This window comes from Paenibacillus sp. JT31N17 (assembly GCF_056269255.1).
Genome location: NZ_JBWDNP010000025.1, coordinates 1 through 16,184, shown reverse-complemented (window position 1 = coordinate 16,184; position 16,184 = coordinate 1). Strand labels below are relative to the sequence as shown.

The following is a 16,184-nucleotide window of genomic DNA, read 5'->3' as shown; positions in this document are numbered from 1 at the left end:
ACAAATTGTCAATAATGAAAAGTCTAATTTTGGGCTGGATGCATAATATATTTTGCGAAATGGAATATTATACAGTTGGCTTGATACCCGTCAATGTTTTGGGCTTGGGAAGTCCGACGCGGTATTTTCCTAACGTTTCAATCCCCCCCACGCCATCGATCCCGCTGATCGTGCCATGAATCACATCGGCAAGATTGACCGTCTCCCTGATGGACGTATAGCTCGCTTTGATGGCAACATAAACAGGATCCAGGGCGTGAATAAGGATCCGGCCTGGTGAGCTTGCAAAATTGGCACCGGACTGCAGCAGAGCCTCGTAATGGGACTGGCAGGCGCCGGCAACGATAATCAAGCCGTCACGGCTTTTCTCGTACTCCCGCGCAATGCGCACCGCGTTGCAGAAGTTCTGGGAGTTTTTGTAGCTGTTGATGCTCATCAGCTCATGCTGCGGCGTATTTTTGAAAACCCCGTCATGGCCGGTAATCACAATAACATCCGGCTTAAGCTGCGGCAGCAGACGCTGTACCAGCTCAGGCATCTGCGACTCATGCACATGCAGGCCATGTGCAGGAACCTTCATCTGCGTGTACAGCTGCATGCTTTTCTTCATGTAATTGCCGTCTCCATCAAGATGGAGCACTTTGCCGGGCACTTCAAAGTAGGGCTGGGTTTCGTTTGTCGCCCTCCTCAGCTCGCTTGCATTATGAATGACCAGCTTCTCCCGCTGCTCCTTCATGCGCCGCATCGATTCATTTACCTTAACGCGAACCTCTTTGGCCGCACCGGTGGATTCCGGGTGGGAAACAACCGTCAAGTCGCGAATCGGAGCGTCTGCAAGCAGCCGGTAGTCCGTACCCTTCAGTATCGCTATTTCTGAGTCTAGAATGGCAACGCGAAAAAGGACGTCCCCGCCATACGATTTGCGGACGACCAGGTCCCCTTGCTTCATGGGCAAATCACCTCTTCGTCTATCCTATGGGCCAGCAACGTCAATGGTGCGTTTTTAAGCCGTCCGAAGATCTCTAGCTTGGCAGTCCGGCTTCCAGCAAAGCGTGGCTAAGGCGGGCAAACTCATCCAGCGACAGCGTCTCGCCGCGGCGTGCAGGAGCAATGCCGCAGCCCTCCAGAAGAGGTCCCAGAAGCTCCCTGTTCTCTTTGCCCACCATAGCTGTCAGGTTATTATAGATTGTCTTGCGCCGCTGTGCGAAACTGCCCTGGACAGTACGGAAGAAGTGGGCTTCATCCTTCACATCAACAGGGGGCTGCTTGCGCACCGTCAGCTTGATAACTGCGGAATCCACATTGGGCTGCGGGATGAATACCGTATGCGGCACGATGCAGACAAGCTCCGGCTCGCAATAATACTGAACCGCCACACTGAGACTGCCGTACTCTTTGCCGCCAGGCTTTGCAGCCATCCGCTCCGCCACTTCCTTCTGAATCATAACCACAATATGCTCCAGAGGCAGCTTTTCCTCGAGCAGCTTCATAAGAATCGGCGTTGTCACATAATAGGGCAGATTTGCCACTACGCTGACTCCGCTTAACCCCGCAAAATGCTTCTCAATAAGCTCACCCAGGTTCAGCTTCAGCACATCTCCATGCACAACATGAACATTAGAGCGATCAGCGAGCACATCCCTTAGAATCGGAATAAGCCTGTTGTCGATTTCCACAGCGGCAACGCGCCCGGCTTGCTCGGCAAGCTGTTGGGTCAAGGCTCCGATGCCCGGCCCGATCTCCAGAGCTCCTTTTGTTTCGTCCAGCCCTGCTGCCGATACGATTTTTTGCAATATATTTTGATCAATCAGAAAATTTTGTCCGAGACTTTTTCTGAAGGAAAATCCGTATTTGGCAATGATGTCGCGTGTGCGTCTTGGCGAAGCTACATCCTCATGCACGTTTGGACCGCTCATTCATGACTTGCCCCTTTCGCTGCTCTCTTGCTCCATCGCTGTCAATGCCAGCTCAAATTCCTCGCGCGTAATTCGGAACATGGAGCAACGCTTAAAAAACTGCTTGCCGTTGGCATAGCCGATGCCGAGCAAATTGCCCATTTTCAGACGCCTCTCCGAAGCATTCGCATGCACAAGAAGACCTGCCCGCATAAGATCGTCCCAGGTGATCTCGGGCTGGCTTGTCCCTTCGCCGCTGCCCGCTTCCGTACGCACATTGGCGAGGGCTCTTCGAATCGCTTCGGGCGAGGCGTTCTCGACGCCGATATCCCCCTTGTAGCTTGCGTCCTCCTGGGGTAGAAAAGCATGCTTGCAGCCGGGCACGCGCTGCGCAACAATTTTACGGATGCGCTCCCCTGCATGATCCGGATCTGTAAATATAATAACTCCGCGGCGCTGCTGTGCGAGCTCCACCCTGCGCAAAACATCCGCGCCGATGGCTGAACCGCCTGTCTCGATCGTTTCCGCTTCAACTGCCCGCTTGATGGCCACGGTATCGTCTTTGCCCTCAACTACGATTATTTCCTTAATCATGCCGTCCATCCATTCCCTTCAGACAAACATACAAAAGAAGAGGCAATCGCCTCTCCTTATAATGGCATATTTATGTTTAAAATACGATATGAATGAGGTAAACCCTTATTAAAGGAGTTAAGTCCCAAGGTTAAATTGCCTCCGGCTTATTCGGCCCGAGCACATAAACCGTGTATCCTCGTTTGAGACCAAACTTCTCAGCATAAGACTCACTTTCAAAATAAACATCGATTTTTTTGCCTTTGATGGCACTGCCCGTATCTTCCGCTCTGCGGAAACCGATACCCTCAATGTAGACCCACCAGCCGATAGGAATAACCTTCGGGTCAACCGCGATAGTTCTGCCCTCTTGAACCGTCGCACCTGATGCCGTTATCCCATATTGCGGATGACTTTTTGACTTGCCCGTTGATGAAACGCCCGCAGCATATGCAGTCAGCGTTACATTCTTCAATATCTGTTTAGGCTTCAGCTTGTCGCCCCGCTTGGTCGTTACTGTAGAAGAGCCCGCCTTCGCTGAGAGCGTAACTACATTCGTTTCCGGCTTCTTGGTACCCACCGCCACCACTTTATCGACCGACTCCGCTTTCGTCAGCTTGGTAACCATAGTCTGGGACACAAGCACCCCGTCCGCATATACGTTCTCAAACTGTTTGACTACTTTGCCTTCATTGCCGTTCTGAACAAGCTTCTGTTTGCCCTGCTCAAGCTTGGGGTCTTCCTTCTTCACGACCGAAAAGGGAACCGTATAAGCCTTCTCCGAAATTTTCTTCTCGATCCGTGTGACCGTGACACTCATGTTGGACTTTACTCTGTCCTCCATGGCAGGCCAAACCTTATCTTGATTGCGTATCAGTATGTCCGCTTGATCGATCACTGCCTTAACCGTTCTTTCTGTCGTGTACAACGTTCTTACCTTGCCGTCTGCCTTCACATGGACCGGTACCGCTTGGTCAATGACGATGCGGTCGCCGTCCTTTATTCCCCCGTTAAGAGGTAAGGACACCTTGTCATACTGCCCTATCGTGATGGCTTGTTCATCCAGTAGGCGTTGAAGGACCCATTGTTTTGTCGAAACAATGGTTTCTTGTCCGTTCACTACTACGGAGACGTGCTTGTCAGCCGTTCCGTACAACAACACCAGAAACATGAAAGTCATAGCGATTGAGATCAGAGCGCTCAGTAATATTAAACGCACGTTCTCATGCTTCCATCGCAATGCGAAAGACATGCTGGATGATCGTTTACCATGGGTATCCTTAAGCTGGAGTGCGCCCACTTCTTCGGTCCTCCTTCATAGCCCCGCCGCCTAGTTACATGATTGCCTTTGACGGTTCTATTGTTTTTGTTGGCGTGATTGCACGCCACTCCTCATTCCAACCTCGACCTCCATGGTAAACCCTATGTCGTCTTTTTACGCAATATTCAAAATAAAAGAAGCCGACGACGACAGAGGATCTGTTTCGTGGCTTCCCAGATGACGACGGGACATGGATTAAATGCACGAGGTTGATCTCTCTTATAACACTATTACGCTGGCGAGGTTAGCTGTCGGATTCGGGCGAGAGAGTCGCCCTATTCATGGCTGGCATGTCTACCACATGCTTCCATAAAATTCACCCCAAGAAGAATTCAACATTTACTGCCCTTCGTCCGATACGAAGTGTATCAATGTTTGGTTCCCCCGCTCTCCGACTTCGGAGATTAAGCGATATTTTGGAAAAGGAATGCAAGTTTTGAAGCTCTGAGATGAATGATACCGCCTTTTGCTGCTCATTGTAAAGAAGAGATTAATCGCGATTTTAACGAATTTTAAGGAAAATCACGTGAAAAACTGCCAATTTACTGACTCAAAATTAGTTTTTTCACTCGAAATGTCTTGATTGCTACCTCTTATAGCCCTTTTTCTTTAAAAGCAAAACAATTCTGAGCATTCTCTGTCGTAATTTTTGAGATTTCTTCTACAGATTTCCCTCTAATTTCGGCAACCGTTTCTGCTACAAGACGGACAAAAGCGGACTCGTTTCGTTTCCCCCGGTAGGGGTGGGGAGCTAAATAAGGAGCATCGGTCTCGATCAAAATACGGTCAAGCGGCACCTGTGCCAGCACCTCTTTGGGAACACGCGCGTTCTTGAATGTGAGCGGTCCGCCGAACGAAATATAGAAATTCATGTCGAGGCATTGTTTCGCCGTCTCCCAGCTGCCTGAGAAGCAGTGCATGACCCCGCCCACATCTTTGGCATTCTCCTCTTTCAGTATATGAAGCACGTCCTCATGTGCCTCCCGGTTATGAATTGAAATAGGCATCTTCTTCTGCCGCGCAAGCTGGATCTGCTCCCGGAAAACACGCTGCTGAACGTCCTTCGGAGACGTATCCCAGTGATAATCCAAGCCTATTTCGCCGATCCCCACAACTTTGGGATGATCGCAAAGCGATGCAATCCAGTCCAGGTCTCCGGGCAGCATATGAATGCTTTCAACAGGGTGCCAGCCCACAATCGCATAGATAAAATCATATTGCTCCGCCAGAGCCATTGTCGTGGGAATGGTCTCCCGGTCAAAGCCGATATTTATAATTCTCGAGATCCCGGCAGCACGGGCCCGTTCGATCACTTCCGCGCGGTCCTCGTCGAATTGTTTCGAATCCAGATGGGTATGTGTGTCGATTAACATAAGCAAGTTGATCTCCCTTCTATAATAAGAGCCCGAATCGTTCGCGGATATGAGGCGACAACAGATGGGCCGATTCAAGTAAAGGCTCCTCGGGGTAATACAGATGATATTTGCCCTGATGAATTCCGGTAATCGAGCGGATGATATCCGACTTTCTGGAGATTTCAGACAAGCGGTCATCCTGCCCCAGAAGCAGAATCGGCGGACGTTCATCCTTGTCCATGAAATCATGACCCAGACGGTATACATCATACGGCATATCGTAGGGAAAGTCGATTTCCAGATGATAGTCCGGATTGAGACCGATCGATTGAAATTGTTCACGAATTTCCTGCCAAAGCTTTTCATCGGCATTGTCCATGGTTATGTATTTATATAGTTTTCGGTTCAGGAATCGGGTGCATAATTCTGCCAGCAGAGAATCCTCCTCCTTCAACCACTGCGTAAAGGCTGTTTGAGCCATGGCTTCGTCCAGCAGGAGATAGTTCTCCACATCAAGCGTACCTTCCATCAGATGCCGGAGCGGTTCGATCATCCATGAGAAAGCATACCCGCCCCCATAAAGCTCGCGTGCTCTGCGAAATATTTGTCGAAGTATAATTTCGGAGCTCCGGGTGACCGGGTGAAAATAAACCTGCCAATACATTTGGTAGCGGGACATCAGATAATCCTCAACGGCATGCATTCCGCTCTCTTTTACAACAATTCGTCCCTGATACGGCCTTAGAACGCGAAGAATGCGTTCCAGATCGAAGGTTCCGTAATTGACGCCTGTATAGTATGCATCGCGCAGCAGGTAATCCATACGGTCCGCGTCCATCTGGCTGGATATGAGGCTGACCACAATCGGCTGATTATACGTTTTGCAGATTACAGCCGCCACCCTTTCCGGCAGGGAGGGGTCGCAGTCGCGGAGGACCTGGTTAATTTCAGTATTTTCCAGTAAAATACGGCATGTCCATTCCTCATGATCAGTATCAAACACCTGCTCAATTGAATGCGAGAAGGGACCATGACCCACATCGTGCAGCAAGGCGGCGCATAACGTCACAAGCCTCTCTTCCCTGGGCCAATCCGTATAACCCCCCCGTTCAAATTGAGAAATGATTTTTCTGGTTATTTCATAAACGCCCAGTGAGTGCGAGAAGCGGCTGTGCTCCGCCCCGTGAAAGGTCAAATAAGATGTACCGAGCTGACGAATTCGCCGCAGACGCTGAAATTCCCTCGTATTAATGAGATTCCATATCGTCTCATCCTGCACATAAATATATTTATGAACCGGATCTTTAAATACTTTCTCCTCGGCTAGCGAATGATGTCTAGGATTCATCTTTTTCCCCTCCGATGTTCAATTATTCGACATAATTTCTTTTTAATGTGTCGAATTGTGTCGTAAACGCATTACCAAATAGTCAGTATCGTTGTATGATTTATGTAAGGCTATACACCCTATCCTTATGGATAAAACGGAGAAAAACGGCGTATTTGCAAGCAGAATCAAGGTTGACTATTATGGGAAACGTTGGTATTATAAAAACAAGAATTAATAGAACTTTGTCGAAAAATGACGAAATAAGTATTTTGAGAGGAGCACGGGATAGATTATGATGAAATCAACAGGTATTGTGCGTAAAGTGGATGAGCTCGGACGTGTTGTAATCCCCATTGAACTGCGCCGTACGCTTGGCATCGGTGAAAAAGATGCCCTGGAGATTTATGTGGACGGCGAACGCATTATGCTGAAAAAATACGAGCCCGCTTGTATCTTCTGTGGTAATGCCGAGAATGTCACTTACTTCAAGGGAAAAATTGTATGTAACGCTTGTTTATCCGAAATGCCAACTCCTGTAACAAAATAAGAGACAAAACCGGAATCATGCGTTATAATATAATTAATCAACTTACATTTGTTAATTCTAACCTTTTTAATACTCCTTGCCTTCCTGAGTTTGCTTATCAGGAAGGTCCTTTTTTTTTTATGGCCCCAAGATAGAAAAGGCATTCACTTTCGCATGATTTCATTATATACGTCGCGTTTTGCCAACCCTCGATCAACCGCGGTCAGCTTGATAGCCTCTTTCCGATCCAGATTCTGCGCTTCATAACGACTTACATGCTCCTCCAGATTCAGCTCCGTCCACCAAGGCTTGTCATCCCCCTCCAGATCTTTCGCTGCCGATGCATCGGCTCCGGCAACGACCAGGCAGTACTCGCCAAGCGGCGGATGTTCACTGAGCCAAGCCAGACATTCTGATATTGTCCCTCTCGCCGCCTCCTCAAATCGTTTCGTGAGCTCCCGCACCATAGCTACGTCACGGTCGCCCCATTGCTCCAGCATAGCCGTGAGGGTTTTGGCCACCCGATGAGGCGATTCATAGCAGATGATAGTCGCATCCTGTTTCCTCAGCTGCTGCAGCCACTCCTGCAGTGCTTTGCGCTCGCGCGGGGGGAATCCTGTAAACAGGAATCTGTCTGTAGGCAGGCCGGATATGATAAGTGCCGACAGCGCCGCGTTCGCCCCTGGTATGGGAACCACCGCGATTTCCTGCTCAGCTGCCGCTACTACCAGCTCTGCACCCGGATCAGAAATAGCGGGAAGCCCCGCATCGCTCACCAGCGCAATCGAGAGTCCCTCAGAGAGAAGGCGAATAAGCTCGCTGCCGCTTGCCGACTTATTATGCTCATGATAACTTACCAGCCTGGTTTGGATTTCAAAATGAGTCAGAAGCTTGCGTGTCTGCCGGGTATCCTCCGCCGCAATCAGATCAACTTCTTTCAACGTGCGGATCGCACGAAAAGTTATGTCTTCCAGATTCCCAATCGGCGTTGCCACCAAATAGAGCGTACCCGCTTTCTTGCTCTCTTGATCTTTCGCTTGCGTAAAGCTTTGCTGAACTTTCATGTCGGCTCGATCCTCGTTTCCGGCTGATGATTTCCATAATAGATCTGCATGATCTCTTCATTATATTGATGCTGGCTATTGTAAACGATTAAAGGCGCCAGAAGCTTAACATCGGGCCTGCCGTCGCGTACCGCTTCAATCAGCACCATATTCGCCTCTGCCTCCACATGTGGATGGACGAAGCGGATCCGCTTGGGCTCCAATTTCCACTTTCGAAGCGTTTGCGTAATCTCAATCAATCTCGACGGCCGATGCACCATGGATACACGTCCGCCGGTCCGGACCAGCTTGGCGCAAGCGGCAACAATATCATCCAAAGTCCCGTTTAACTCATGCCTGGCATTCGCAACATATTCATTCTCATTCCGCTCGCCAATTCCCACCGGCATGTAAGGGGGATTGACCGTAATCGCATCGAAGCTGCCATAACCGCTATGTTCTATATAATAACGAAGATCGCCTTCGTGAATGTGAATCTGGTGCTCCAGCTTGTTCCATACCACACTTCTCCTGGCCATATCCGCAAGGCGGGGTTGAATCTCAACGCCCGTTATAGCCGCCTTGGTGCGGGTAGATAACAACAGAGGAATAACTCCATTTCCGGTACATAAATCCAGTACTTTTCCCCGTGGCGGAACCCCGGCGAATCTCGCCAGCAGAACCGCATCCATAGAGAAACTGAACACATCCCGGCTTTGGATGATGTGCAGCTGATGGGTCAACAAATCATCCAGTCGCTCATTCGATTTCAGTGTTCCTTCATTAAATGGATTAGACACGTGCATGATGCCCTCATTTCTTCCCTTATTATTACCCGCTGCAAGCCTTTCTGACATCCCGGCATAATCCATGAAGGAATATGGTAAATCCGTGTTCTCGGGACATAAAACAAACAAGACCCGGGAAGCCGGGTCTTGTTGTGTAATCATTCCTTATTCAGAAAGGATAGACAGAACAAACAGTCACCCTCCGTACGCAAATGCCCGTAGTACAAATTGCAAATGTGAAATCCTTCATGATAAAGACGGGCAAGATTGTCGTAGCCCTCGCCGACAGCTGCCGCTTGGTCCAAGGGCATATGAGGAGGCAGTTCTACAGTTCCCTGATCAGCGGCAGCAACAGCAGCCTCCGGCTCTACATGAGCGGAGAGAATCGCTGTTTCGCGCTTAAATATCTTGCGCAGCTGCTGATTCTCGATACTGAGCCGTTTGTTCTCCTCAAGCAATGCTTTCACCCGCTGCTTGAGCGCGCCCATTTGAACATGCAGGCTCCCCATATTCGTTTCCAGCTCGTCCATTTGGTTAAATATATCCTTCTTGTTCAAGTTCCCACCCCAAAGACTGTTCAGCTTCGGACTTACGGATTCCCGCCTTATTTGATCACGACATCATCCAGCGGCATTTCCTTCGGCTTCCCACCATCGAATAGTTGCACATAAACGGATTTGGTGCCTACGTTTATTCCGGTCACTTTGCCTTCTCCCAGGGAAGTGACAACGACCTTGCCAACGGCCGGAAGCTCTTCCCGGACGCTTTCATAATTATCATGCTCATATTTCAAGCAGCACATTAATCTTCCGCATAAACCGGATATTTTGGTTGGATTCAGCGATAGATTCTGATCCTTGGCCATCTTGATCGATACCGGCTCAAAATCGCCCAGCCAAGATGAGCAGCAGAGAACGCGCCCGCATGGGCCAATCCCGCCCAGCATCTTCGCTTCATCGCGCACACCAATTTGCCTAAGCTCAATGCGGGTGCGGAATACACTGGCCAAGTCCTTCACCAATTCGCGAAAATCGACCCGGCCTTCTGCCGTGAAATAAAAAATGATTTTGTTCCGGTCAAACGTAAATTCGACGTCGACCAGTTTCATTTTGAGCTGATGATCTTTTATCTTATCGAGACAAGTATTAAAGGCATTGCGGGCAGCCGACTTGTTCTCGTCAACGATCTTGGCATCGTTGTCACCTGCAATACGGATGACTTTCTTAAGCGGAAGGACAACATCTGATTCACCGACTTGTTTGTGTCCAACCACAACTTTACCATATTCAATACCTCTGGCCGTTTCCACAATTACATGCTGATCTTTATCTACCGGGAACTCCACAGGATCAAAATAATATATTTTGCCCGCCTTCTTGAAGCGGACGCCAACGACGTTATACAATCCGTCACCCCTCCTGTATGCGGATAAGCAATTGCTCCAGGGCCAGCTGCGGGGGTACATGAGCACGCATTCGTTTGCCTGCTTCCAGCGTATGCTCCATGCACCGTACCCAACCGTCCGCTGAACGTCCGAATGCATGTTTGCCGATCCAATCCACCTGATCTATAAAAACGAGTGCCTCATGTCTTCCAGCTTGAAAGTGAATCATATCTTTATACCATAATACGAGCAGTGACAACAGCAGCTGCGGCTGTTCACCAAGTCCCGTCTTGAATACTTGCTGTTGAGCGGATACCATCGCCGCGGTGAATCGGGTCAGACTATCCTTGCCTAATTGTATCACTACATTTCTCATTTCTGCAAACTCATTCTGTTGGATGATCAAGCGGCATGCCTCAAGCCCGGAAGCCAAATGAACGGCAGCCCGCGCCAGAAGCTGTGGAACCTCCTCCGCTACAAGCGTTTGCAGCATATCCGTAGGCGCAAGCGGCATAAAAGGCACCCACTGCGTACGTGAGCGTACCGTCGGCAGCATGGCTTGTCCGTTTTCTGTCAGCAAAATCGCGACCACCAATGTCTGCGGCTCCTCCAGAAATTTGAGCAGACTGTTGGCGGCCTGCGGCGTCATCGTTTCTGCACGCTGCATAATATATATTTTACGCTCCGCTCCTGAACTCCGATAAGCAAGTTCACGCTGAAGCTCACGTATCTGATCAATTTTAATTGAACTTCCATCCGGCTCAACCACATGAAGATTGGGCTGATTGCCATGGTCAAACTTGCGGCATGCCAGGCACTCCCCGCAAGCATCGTCCTGCCCCGCTGTGCAAAATAGCGCTTTGGCGAATTCTTTGGCCATAGCCATTCTTCCGCTTCCCGGAGGGCCGCTGAATAGATAGGCATGCGAGACTTTGCCGCTTCGCAGTGCATGCTGCAGGATTCGTTTCGCCATAGGCTGTCCCGCCAGTTGTGCGATACTCATATGAATAATTCCTTTCCACACTCACCTGCTGCCAACGAAGAAATCCTGGTGGCAACCTTAATTTCGATGAAAGCTTCTTTCCAGAGAAGAAACGCAAACCTGCTGATACTTCCAGGAACTTGAGAGGAGTCCGGAAAATACCATATCTCTCCATTAAAAAAACAAATTAATCAGAATCCCCCGTATATCGCCAATTCTTTGCAAAAGCTCCAACCGCCCCGCCTCAGTGTCCAGCAGCTCTTCTCCCATCGATAAGAGCGCCGAGTCCACCTCGTCAAGCAGCTTATAACGTTTTGTCCGGCCGCGCCTGTCAAAGCCACGCGTCTCTTTCATGCCAACGCCGCGTTTTACGGTATCTTCAAGAAATTTCTTAACCATTCTCCGGTAAAGCTGCAGCTCACGCACTGTCATGGAACGCGACAAGCGCTCCCCCTGATTGTGGATATCCTGCAGCTTCTGCTGCAGCTGCTCCATCGTCCGCTGTTCATCCTGATGCATCATGACATCAGTGAAGTTCTTTGGTTGAGCAGGTTTATAGCCCAGATCCAGCCGGGAACGGTCCTGCCCCAGCGGTCGATAACCCGGATTAATTTTCATCCTTCAATCACGTCCAATCAGAAATGTTCGAACCTTTCTACAGGTACAACGAATACGGCGGCTCCGCCAACCTGTACTTCGACTGGAAACGGAATGTAGGCATCGGTTGTGCTTCCCATCGGCGATACGGGCGAAACAAGCTGATCGCGCACCTTGCAGTTGGAGCGGATCACATTAAGCACTTCGTGTACCCGTTCATCCTCAATACCAATCATAAAGGTTGTATTGCCTGCCCGCAAAAAACCGCCTGTACTTGCCAGTTTTGTTGCTCTGAAGCCTTCTTGAACCAGCGCATTCGACAACCGGTTGCTATCTTTGTCCTGTACGATCGCAATCACTAATTTCATTGATTATCCCTCCCGAATTATATTGCCATTCGTAATGTTTAGAAACAATAAAATGCAGGTTTCTTATTCATGTGCAGAACTTTCAAGAAAAACTGCGATATGTGTAAATGTACATGCTATAGGATGTTAAGAGGACTACTATTATAATTTGACATCGTTTGCAAATAATCCTTTAAAACGCTGAGTGATTATCGAAATGGAGTCATTCAGCAGAGCTTCAGGTGAAGTTTCTGCATTTATTCGGACTATCCGACCCGGATTCTGTGCATGCAGCTTTGTATAGCCTTCTCGTACCAGATGATGGAAAGAAAGTCCCTCCAGATCGAGGCGATTGATTTCCCTGTTCTCGGCTTCATAGATGCGCTTAAGCCCTGCTTCCGGAGAGATATCCAGCCATAATGTCAATTCGGGCATCACATCCTCAACAGCAAAACGGTTAATCGACCAAATCTCATCCATGCCAAGCCCTCGTGCATGACCCTGATAAGCAAGACTGCTGTCAACGAAGCGGTCACATATAACAAACATGCCATCGGCAAGAGCGGGTATAATTTTTTCCGTCAAATGTTGTCGTCTGGCAGCTGCATATAGAAGAGCTTCTGTTCTGGCTTCCATTGCGGTATTGCCCTGATCGAGAATGACGCCTCGTATTTGTTCGGCAATGGGAATTCCTCCAGGCTCCCGTGTTGTCATCACACGGATACCTTTTGCTGACAGTATACGCGTTAGCCCATCAATGAGTGTCGATTTTCCGGCGCCTTCACCGCCCTCAATAGTCAAAAAAGTTCTCGGTTCCAACATAAGAGCTCCCTTTAGAATCGTTTCTTGTCCCTATCATAACAAAGCAAGCTATAAGCGTAAACGAATTCCTGCCCTGTCTGCCTCATCATAATGTCCTAGGCCTCCCGAATCACCGCTATCGTTTTCAATGTCGGATCCGATATTCCTTGACATTTTGCACCCCTCAGGGCCAGTTCCATCATATATAAAGCGACATTCTGATGAATCCTTTCTCCAGAATACAAGATGGGGATGCCCGGGGGATAGGGGATAACGGCTTCTGCAGCTATTCGGCCTGCTGCCTCCGTAATATTGACCATTTCCACCTGATCACGCTGTATCCGCTGTCTGCTGAAGAGTACTGGTTCAGAAATCGATTGTACAGTATCATACATGGATCCTTTTATTTTCGCTTCATTTACATAACTTCCATGAATTACCATATCAAAATCAGTGCCCGTATGTACCTCTTTCCCAATTTCGATGCATGCCTGGAGCAGCTTCTCGTTGTCCTTTAATGACATCGACATTCCGAACAACAAAACCACATGAATGGAATCGGCCATTTCCGGCCAGCATCCTCGCTTCTCAAGCATTTTCTGAAGGTCATAACCGGATAATAATCCGGCTCGATCCTTAATAATAATACGAAGGGGGTCCCCCATCATATTCAGACCGTAAGGAGGCAATTCAATCCACCCGGAAGATTCGTTTGCCCACTGCCTGAATGACTCTGCTGCCATTATGCCCTCTTCAAATAAAGAAGGTCCAAAAGTATCAATCATTGCCCGGGCAATATCCAAGGATGCCATAATGGGATAAGAAGGACTGGAGCTTTGGACCATTGACAGTGCATCTCCTAATGCATCACGATCAATCCTGATTCCCTGTACATGCAGCATAGCGCCCATTGTAAGAGCGGATAACGTTTTGTGGGTCGACTGTACAACAGCATCAGCGCCTGCCTGAAGCGCTGAACGAGGGAATGAGGAATGCAAGCCGTAATGAGCGCCATGCGCTTCATCGACCAGCAGCAGACAGTCATGGCTGTGTACAAGCTTTGCATATGGCTCTAAATCCGTACATAATCCATAATAGCTGGGATTAGTTAGGAATACGGCTTTCGCTTCCGGATATCGGAGAAGAGCCTCCTCTATATCAGACAGTTTTGGAATTGCATGCAAACCTGTTCCTGGATCTGTTTGTGGAGAAAGAAATACCGCTCTTGCCTGTGCAAGCATTAATCCGTTTAGAACGGACTTATGTACATTTCTTTGTAAAATAATAAGATCTCCTGGGTTGCAGCTGGCCATTATCATTGCCAGGTTTCCAGCTGTACTCCCTCCAACCAGAAAATAAGTGTGCTCTGCACCAAAGGTTGCCGCAGCCAGACGCTGAGCTGCAGCAATTACGCTTGTCGGCATATGAAGATCGTCGGTCACAGACAGCTCTGTCACATCCAAGGCCATAATCGTTCGAAATATCTGAGCTGCATCTGTATCAAGCTTTTGCAGCCTATTTAAAGATTGGCCATATTTATGGCCTGGAACATGATAACTTATTGGATATGAGCGGTGCAGGTCCATTAACGCTTCATACAAGGGTGCGTGGAATAATGGTTCAATAGCAGTCATCAGAAATATAAATTCTCCTTTTAGATAATTAAACTGTATATATAAAAGCTAAGCACTTCACCACTCCACACAAATAATTTACAAATTATTATAATATAACCAAATAAGGGGTGGAAACAGAAAATAAATCCTCGCTATCCCGATTGGAGCTTCCTTTTCGAGATCTGCGAGGATTGACTATACTGATGCTATCCGGATCACAATCAGGCATTCTTTTGAACCCAAATTTGCTTCAGCTGATGAATAAAGAAAGGGTATTTTGCATCTTGAACTTCCGTTCTGACCATTTCCACTTCGCATGATTCACAAATGAATTCATCAATAATTCGCAGACCTTCCTGCTTATGATGCCCGCAAATAATGCAACAGCTTCCGATTGCTTCTTCCATCATTCTTCACCTCGCCTTTACAGGAAATTACTCATTGCTACTATTATGCCACATAGTCTAGCATCATATACTTGTTTCATAGCCCGTTTCAAATAGCCCTACATCATATGATACACGAGTGAAAAGGGTGAATGGTATCTAAATATGTTGCCTTCGCTCCGCTCTTCAAAAAATGAATGCAGTTTCCGATACATTCTCTAGTAGGATGGAGGGGACATTGTCACAATGAGAGGCACGCTCGCTGAGCAGGAAAAAGCCACAATTTATCAATACCAGCTGATCCGTAAAATCGTGGTGCGCAAAGAGCTTATATGGAGCTATTTAAGCGTAGCATTCATCATTTCAATCTTTCAGTTAGCCCTGTATCAAGTAGACGGTGCAATTGCACTAGCTCTGGGTCTGATCGTAACTCAGCTGATCCAATTCATAATTATTCGCTTAACCTTGATTCGTGTAGATGAGCCGGATAACCGCCGGTGGGGCTATCGATTGATATTGCCTTGGGTCGGATATATCCCAATTGCCCATATTGAGCTTGCTCTCTTTCGTCGTCTGCAGCGTCATATGTTCTGGTTGGGGCTGTGCGCGATTGGCGTTGCTTACCCTTGGGCTAATGAAGCTCAGATGATCAGCTTGATATGCTGGCATTTATGGACATTGGCACCGCGGGTTGTCCTGCTTCGTCAGTTGCGGAAAGTCCGCCGTGACGGTGTGCTCCGCATCCAGGCAGCCGATGTAAGCTATTATCATCGTTAGTCAATTGATTATAAGTAGAGGGTGCTCAGAGGCACCCTCTCTTCTTTATGTAAGATTAAAAATTAATAAAGTAGGACGTAGAGGCACAGGAAACAAAAGATAAATATTGCGCAAATATTAGTATAGAAGATTTTTCTCAAAAAAACGGATGATCGTGTACAACACATGGTGTCACACGCGTACCGGTTATCCGGCCAGATAATTGTTTGAATTTTATACAAGAAACTGCTGTTATTGGACAATAAATTTATGCCGTTCCTCCAGTCGGCAGGAACTTTATCATACGGCATGCATTAGTTAATCAACTTCTGAAGACAACAAGCGAGTAAACAAGTCAGCAAACAACAAAAAACCGACCGCAGAACTGCGGTCGGCTTCTCGTGCTTGGCAACGTCCTACTCTCCCAGGACCCTGCGGTCCAAGTACCATCGGCGCTGAAGGGCTTAACGGTCGTGTTCGGGAT

Annotated in this window: 18 protein-coding genes, 1 rRNA gene and 1 riboswitch; of the genes, 2 read left to right on the top strand and 17 right to left on the bottom strand. The window is 48.3% G+C overall.

The genetic code is table 11. The features are described 5' to 3' along the window. Positions 1-67: 67 nt before the first annotated feature. From yabG to AC0YOB_RS36470, 6 genes are all read right to left on the bottom strand, one after another. Positions 68-949, bottom strand: a complete 882-nt coding sequence (gene yabG, locus AC0YOB_RS36495) for a sporulation peptidase YabG (RefSeq protein ID WP_475796973.1) — start codon at positions 947-949, stop codon at positions 68-70. Between the two features lie 73 nt (positions 950-1,022). Further along, positions 1,023-1,916, bottom strand: coding sequence for a 16S rRNA (adenine(1518)-N(6)/adenine(1519)-N(6))-dimethyltransferase RsmA (rsmA, locus tag AC0YOB_RS36490; protein WP_475796972.1), 894 nt, complete (start codon positions 1,914-1,916; stop codon positions 1,023-1,025). Continuing rightward, positions 1,917-2,489, bottom strand: a complete 573-nt coding sequence (rnmV, locus tag AC0YOB_RS36485) for a ribonuclease M5 (protein WP_475790606.1) — start codon at positions 2,487-2,489, stop codon at positions 1,917-1,919. A gap of 130 nt (positions 2,490-2,619) precedes the next feature. Then, positions 2,620-3,768, bottom strand: a complete 1,149-nt coding sequence (locus AC0YOB_RS36480) for a 3D domain-containing protein (protein WP_475796971.1) — start codon at positions 3,766-3,768, stop codon at positions 2,620-2,622. A 239-nt stretch (positions 3,769-4,007) separates the two neighbouring features. Continuing rightward, a riboswitch (cyclic di-AMP (ydaO/yuaA leader) is annotated at positions 4,008-4,210 on the bottom strand. Between the two features lie 172 nt (positions 4,211-4,382). Beyond that, positions 4,383-5,162, bottom strand: coding sequence for a TatD family hydrolase (locus AC0YOB_RS36475; RefSeq protein WP_210046350.1), 780 nt, complete (start codon positions 5,160-5,162; stop codon positions 4,383-4,385). A 19-nt stretch (positions 5,163-5,181) separates the two neighbouring features. Next, positions 5,182-6,492, bottom strand: coding sequence for an HD domain-containing protein (locus tag AC0YOB_RS36470; RefSeq protein ID WP_475772582.1), 1,311 nt, complete (start codon positions 6,490-6,492; stop codon positions 5,182-5,184). A 274-nt stretch (positions 6,493-6,766) separates the two neighbouring features. Between AC0YOB_RS36470 and AC0YOB_RS36465 the strand changes: the two genes are divergently transcribed. Beyond that, positions 6,767-7,021 carry an AbrB/MazE/SpoVT family DNA-binding domain-containing protein gene (locus tag AC0YOB_RS36465; protein WP_188999999.1) on the top strand — a complete coding sequence of 85 codons (255 nt, stop codon included), beginning with the start codon at positions 6,767-6,769 and terminating at the stop codon, positions 7,019-7,021. 143 nt (positions 7,022-7,164) lie between these two features. Here AC0YOB_RS36465 and rsmI read toward each other — a convergent pair whose 3' ends face one another. The 10 genes from rsmI to AC0YOB_RS36415 all read right to left on the bottom strand — a co-directional run bounded on the left by rsmI (position 7,165) and on the right by AC0YOB_RS36415 (position 14,965). Next, a complete protein-coding gene (gene rsmI, locus AC0YOB_RS36460) occupies positions 7,165-8,064 on the bottom strand; it encodes a 16S rRNA (cytidine(1402)-2'-O)-methyltransferase (RefSeq protein ID WP_475796970.1) in 900 nt (299 codons plus the stop codon). After that, positions 8,061-8,843, bottom strand: a complete 783-nt coding sequence (locus AC0YOB_RS36455; protein ID WP_475796969.1) for a tRNA1(Val) (adenine(37)-N6)-methyltransferase — start codon at positions 8,841-8,843, stop codon at positions 8,061-8,063. Before AC0YOB_RS36455 ends, rsmI begins: the two co-directional genes overlap by 4 nt. Positions 8,844-8,989: 146 nt before the next feature. Continuing rightward, positions 8,990-9,388 carry an initiation-control protein YabA gene (locus AC0YOB_RS36450; protein WP_475796968.1) on the bottom strand — a complete coding sequence of 133 codons (399 nt, stop codon included), beginning with the start codon at positions 9,386-9,388 and terminating at the stop codon, positions 8,990-8,992. A gap of 47 nt (positions 9,389-9,435) precedes the next feature. After that, complete coding sequence (locus tag AC0YOB_RS36445; RefSeq protein ID WP_210046345.1) at positions 9,436-10,236, bottom strand: PSP1 domain-containing protein; 801 nt, start codon at positions 10,234-10,236, stop codon at positions 9,436-9,438. Positions 10,237-10,240: 4 nt separating this feature from the next. Continuing rightward, a complete protein-coding gene (holB, locus tag AC0YOB_RS36440) occupies positions 10,241-11,218 on the bottom strand; it encodes a DNA polymerase III subunit delta' (protein WP_475796967.1) in 978 nt (325 codons plus the stop codon). 153 nt (positions 11,219-11,371) lie between these two features. Continuing rightward, a complete protein-coding gene (locus tag AC0YOB_RS36435; RefSeq protein ID WP_210046343.1) occupies positions 11,372-11,815 on the bottom strand; it encodes a YaaR family protein in 444 nt (147 codons plus the stop codon). Between the two features lie 17 nt (positions 11,816-11,832). Next, complete coding sequence (locus tag AC0YOB_RS36430; RefSeq protein ID WP_210046342.1) at positions 11,833-12,162, bottom strand: cyclic-di-AMP receptor; 330 nt, start codon at positions 12,160-12,162, stop codon at positions 11,833-11,835. Positions 12,163-12,303: 141 nt separating this feature from the next. After that, positions 12,304-12,963 carry a dTMP kinase gene (gene tmk, locus AC0YOB_RS36425; RefSeq protein WP_475796966.1) on the bottom strand — a complete coding sequence of 220 codons (660 nt, stop codon included), beginning with the start codon at positions 12,961-12,963 and terminating at the stop codon, positions 12,304-12,306. 95 nt (positions 12,964-13,058) lie between these two features. Beyond that, positions 13,059-14,576, bottom strand: a complete 1,518-nt coding sequence (locus AC0YOB_RS36420; RefSeq protein WP_475796965.1) for an aminotransferase class I/II-fold pyridoxal phosphate-dependent enzyme — start codon at positions 14,574-14,576, stop codon at positions 13,059-13,061. A 203-nt stretch (positions 14,577-14,779) separates the two neighbouring features. Further along, positions 14,780-14,965, bottom strand: a complete 186-nt coding sequence (locus AC0YOB_RS36415; RefSeq protein WP_210046400.1) for a sigma factor G inhibitor Gin — start codon at positions 14,963-14,965, stop codon at positions 14,780-14,782. A 225-nt stretch (positions 14,966-15,190) separates the two neighbouring features. Here AC0YOB_RS36415 and AC0YOB_RS36410 point away from each other — a divergent pair, with 225 nt between their 5' ends. After that, a complete protein-coding gene (locus AC0YOB_RS36410; RefSeq protein WP_475796964.1) occupies positions 15,191-15,721 on the top strand; it encodes a transposase in 531 nt (176 codons plus the stop codon). Positions 15,722-16,103: 382 nt separating this feature from the next. Here the strand turns inward: AC0YOB_RS36410 and rrf are convergent. Further along, positions 16,104-16,184: ribosomal RNA gene (gene rrf, locus AC0YOB_RS36405) — 5S ribosomal RNA — on the bottom strand; the annotation flags it as partial.

Coding starts and splice junctions, on each gene's coding strand:
- yabG (WP_475796973.1), bottom strand. CDS start 949: ATGAAGCAAGGGGACCTGGTCGTCCGCAAATCGTATGGCGGGGACGTC.
- rsmA (WP_475796972.1), bottom strand. CDS start 1,916: ATGAGCGGTCCAAACGTGCATGAGGATGTAGCTTCGCCAAGACGCACA.
- rnmV (WP_475790606.1), bottom strand. CDS start 2,489: ATGATTAAGGAAATAATCGTAGTTGAGGGCAAAGACGATACCGTGGCC.
- AC0YOB_RS36475 (WP_210046350.1), bottom strand. CDS start 5,162: ATGTTAATCGACACACATACCCATCTGGATTCGAAACAATTCGACGAG.
- AC0YOB_RS36470 (WP_475772582.1), bottom strand. CDS start 6,492: ATGAATCCTAGACATCATTCGCTAGCCGAGGAGAAAGTATTTAAAGAT.
- AC0YOB_RS36465 (WP_188999999.1), top strand. CDS start 6,767: ATGATGAAATCAACAGGTATTGTGCGTAAAGTGGATGAGCTCGGACGT.
- rsmI (WP_475796970.1), bottom strand. CDS start 8,064: ATGAAAGTTCAGCAAAGCTTTACGCAAGCGAAAGATCAAGAGAGCAAG.
- holB (WP_475796967.1), bottom strand. CDS start 11,218: ATGAGTATCGCACAACTGGCGGGACAGCCTATGGCGAAACGAATCCTG.
- AC0YOB_RS36435 (WP_210046343.1), bottom strand. CDS start 11,815: ATGAAAATTAATCCGGGTTATCGACCGCTGGGGCAGGACCGTTCCCGG.
- AC0YOB_RS36430 (WP_210046342.1), bottom strand. CDS start 12,162: ATGAAATTAGTGATTGCGATCGTACAGGACAAAGATAGCAACCGGTTG.
- tmk (WP_475796966.1), bottom strand. CDS start 12,963: ATGTTGGAACCGAGAACTTTTTTGACTATTGAGGGCGGTGAAGGCGCC.
- AC0YOB_RS36420 (WP_475796965.1), bottom strand. CDS start 14,576: ATGACTGCTATTGAACCATTATTCCACGCACCCTTGTATGAAGCGTTA.
- AC0YOB_RS36415 (WP_210046400.1), bottom strand. CDS start 14,965: ATGGAAGAAGCAATCGGAAGCTGTTGCATTATTTGCGGGCATCATAAG.
- AC0YOB_RS36410 (WP_475796964.1), top strand. CDS start 15,191: ATGAGAGGCACGCTCGCTGAGCAGGAAAAAGCCACAATTTATCAATAC.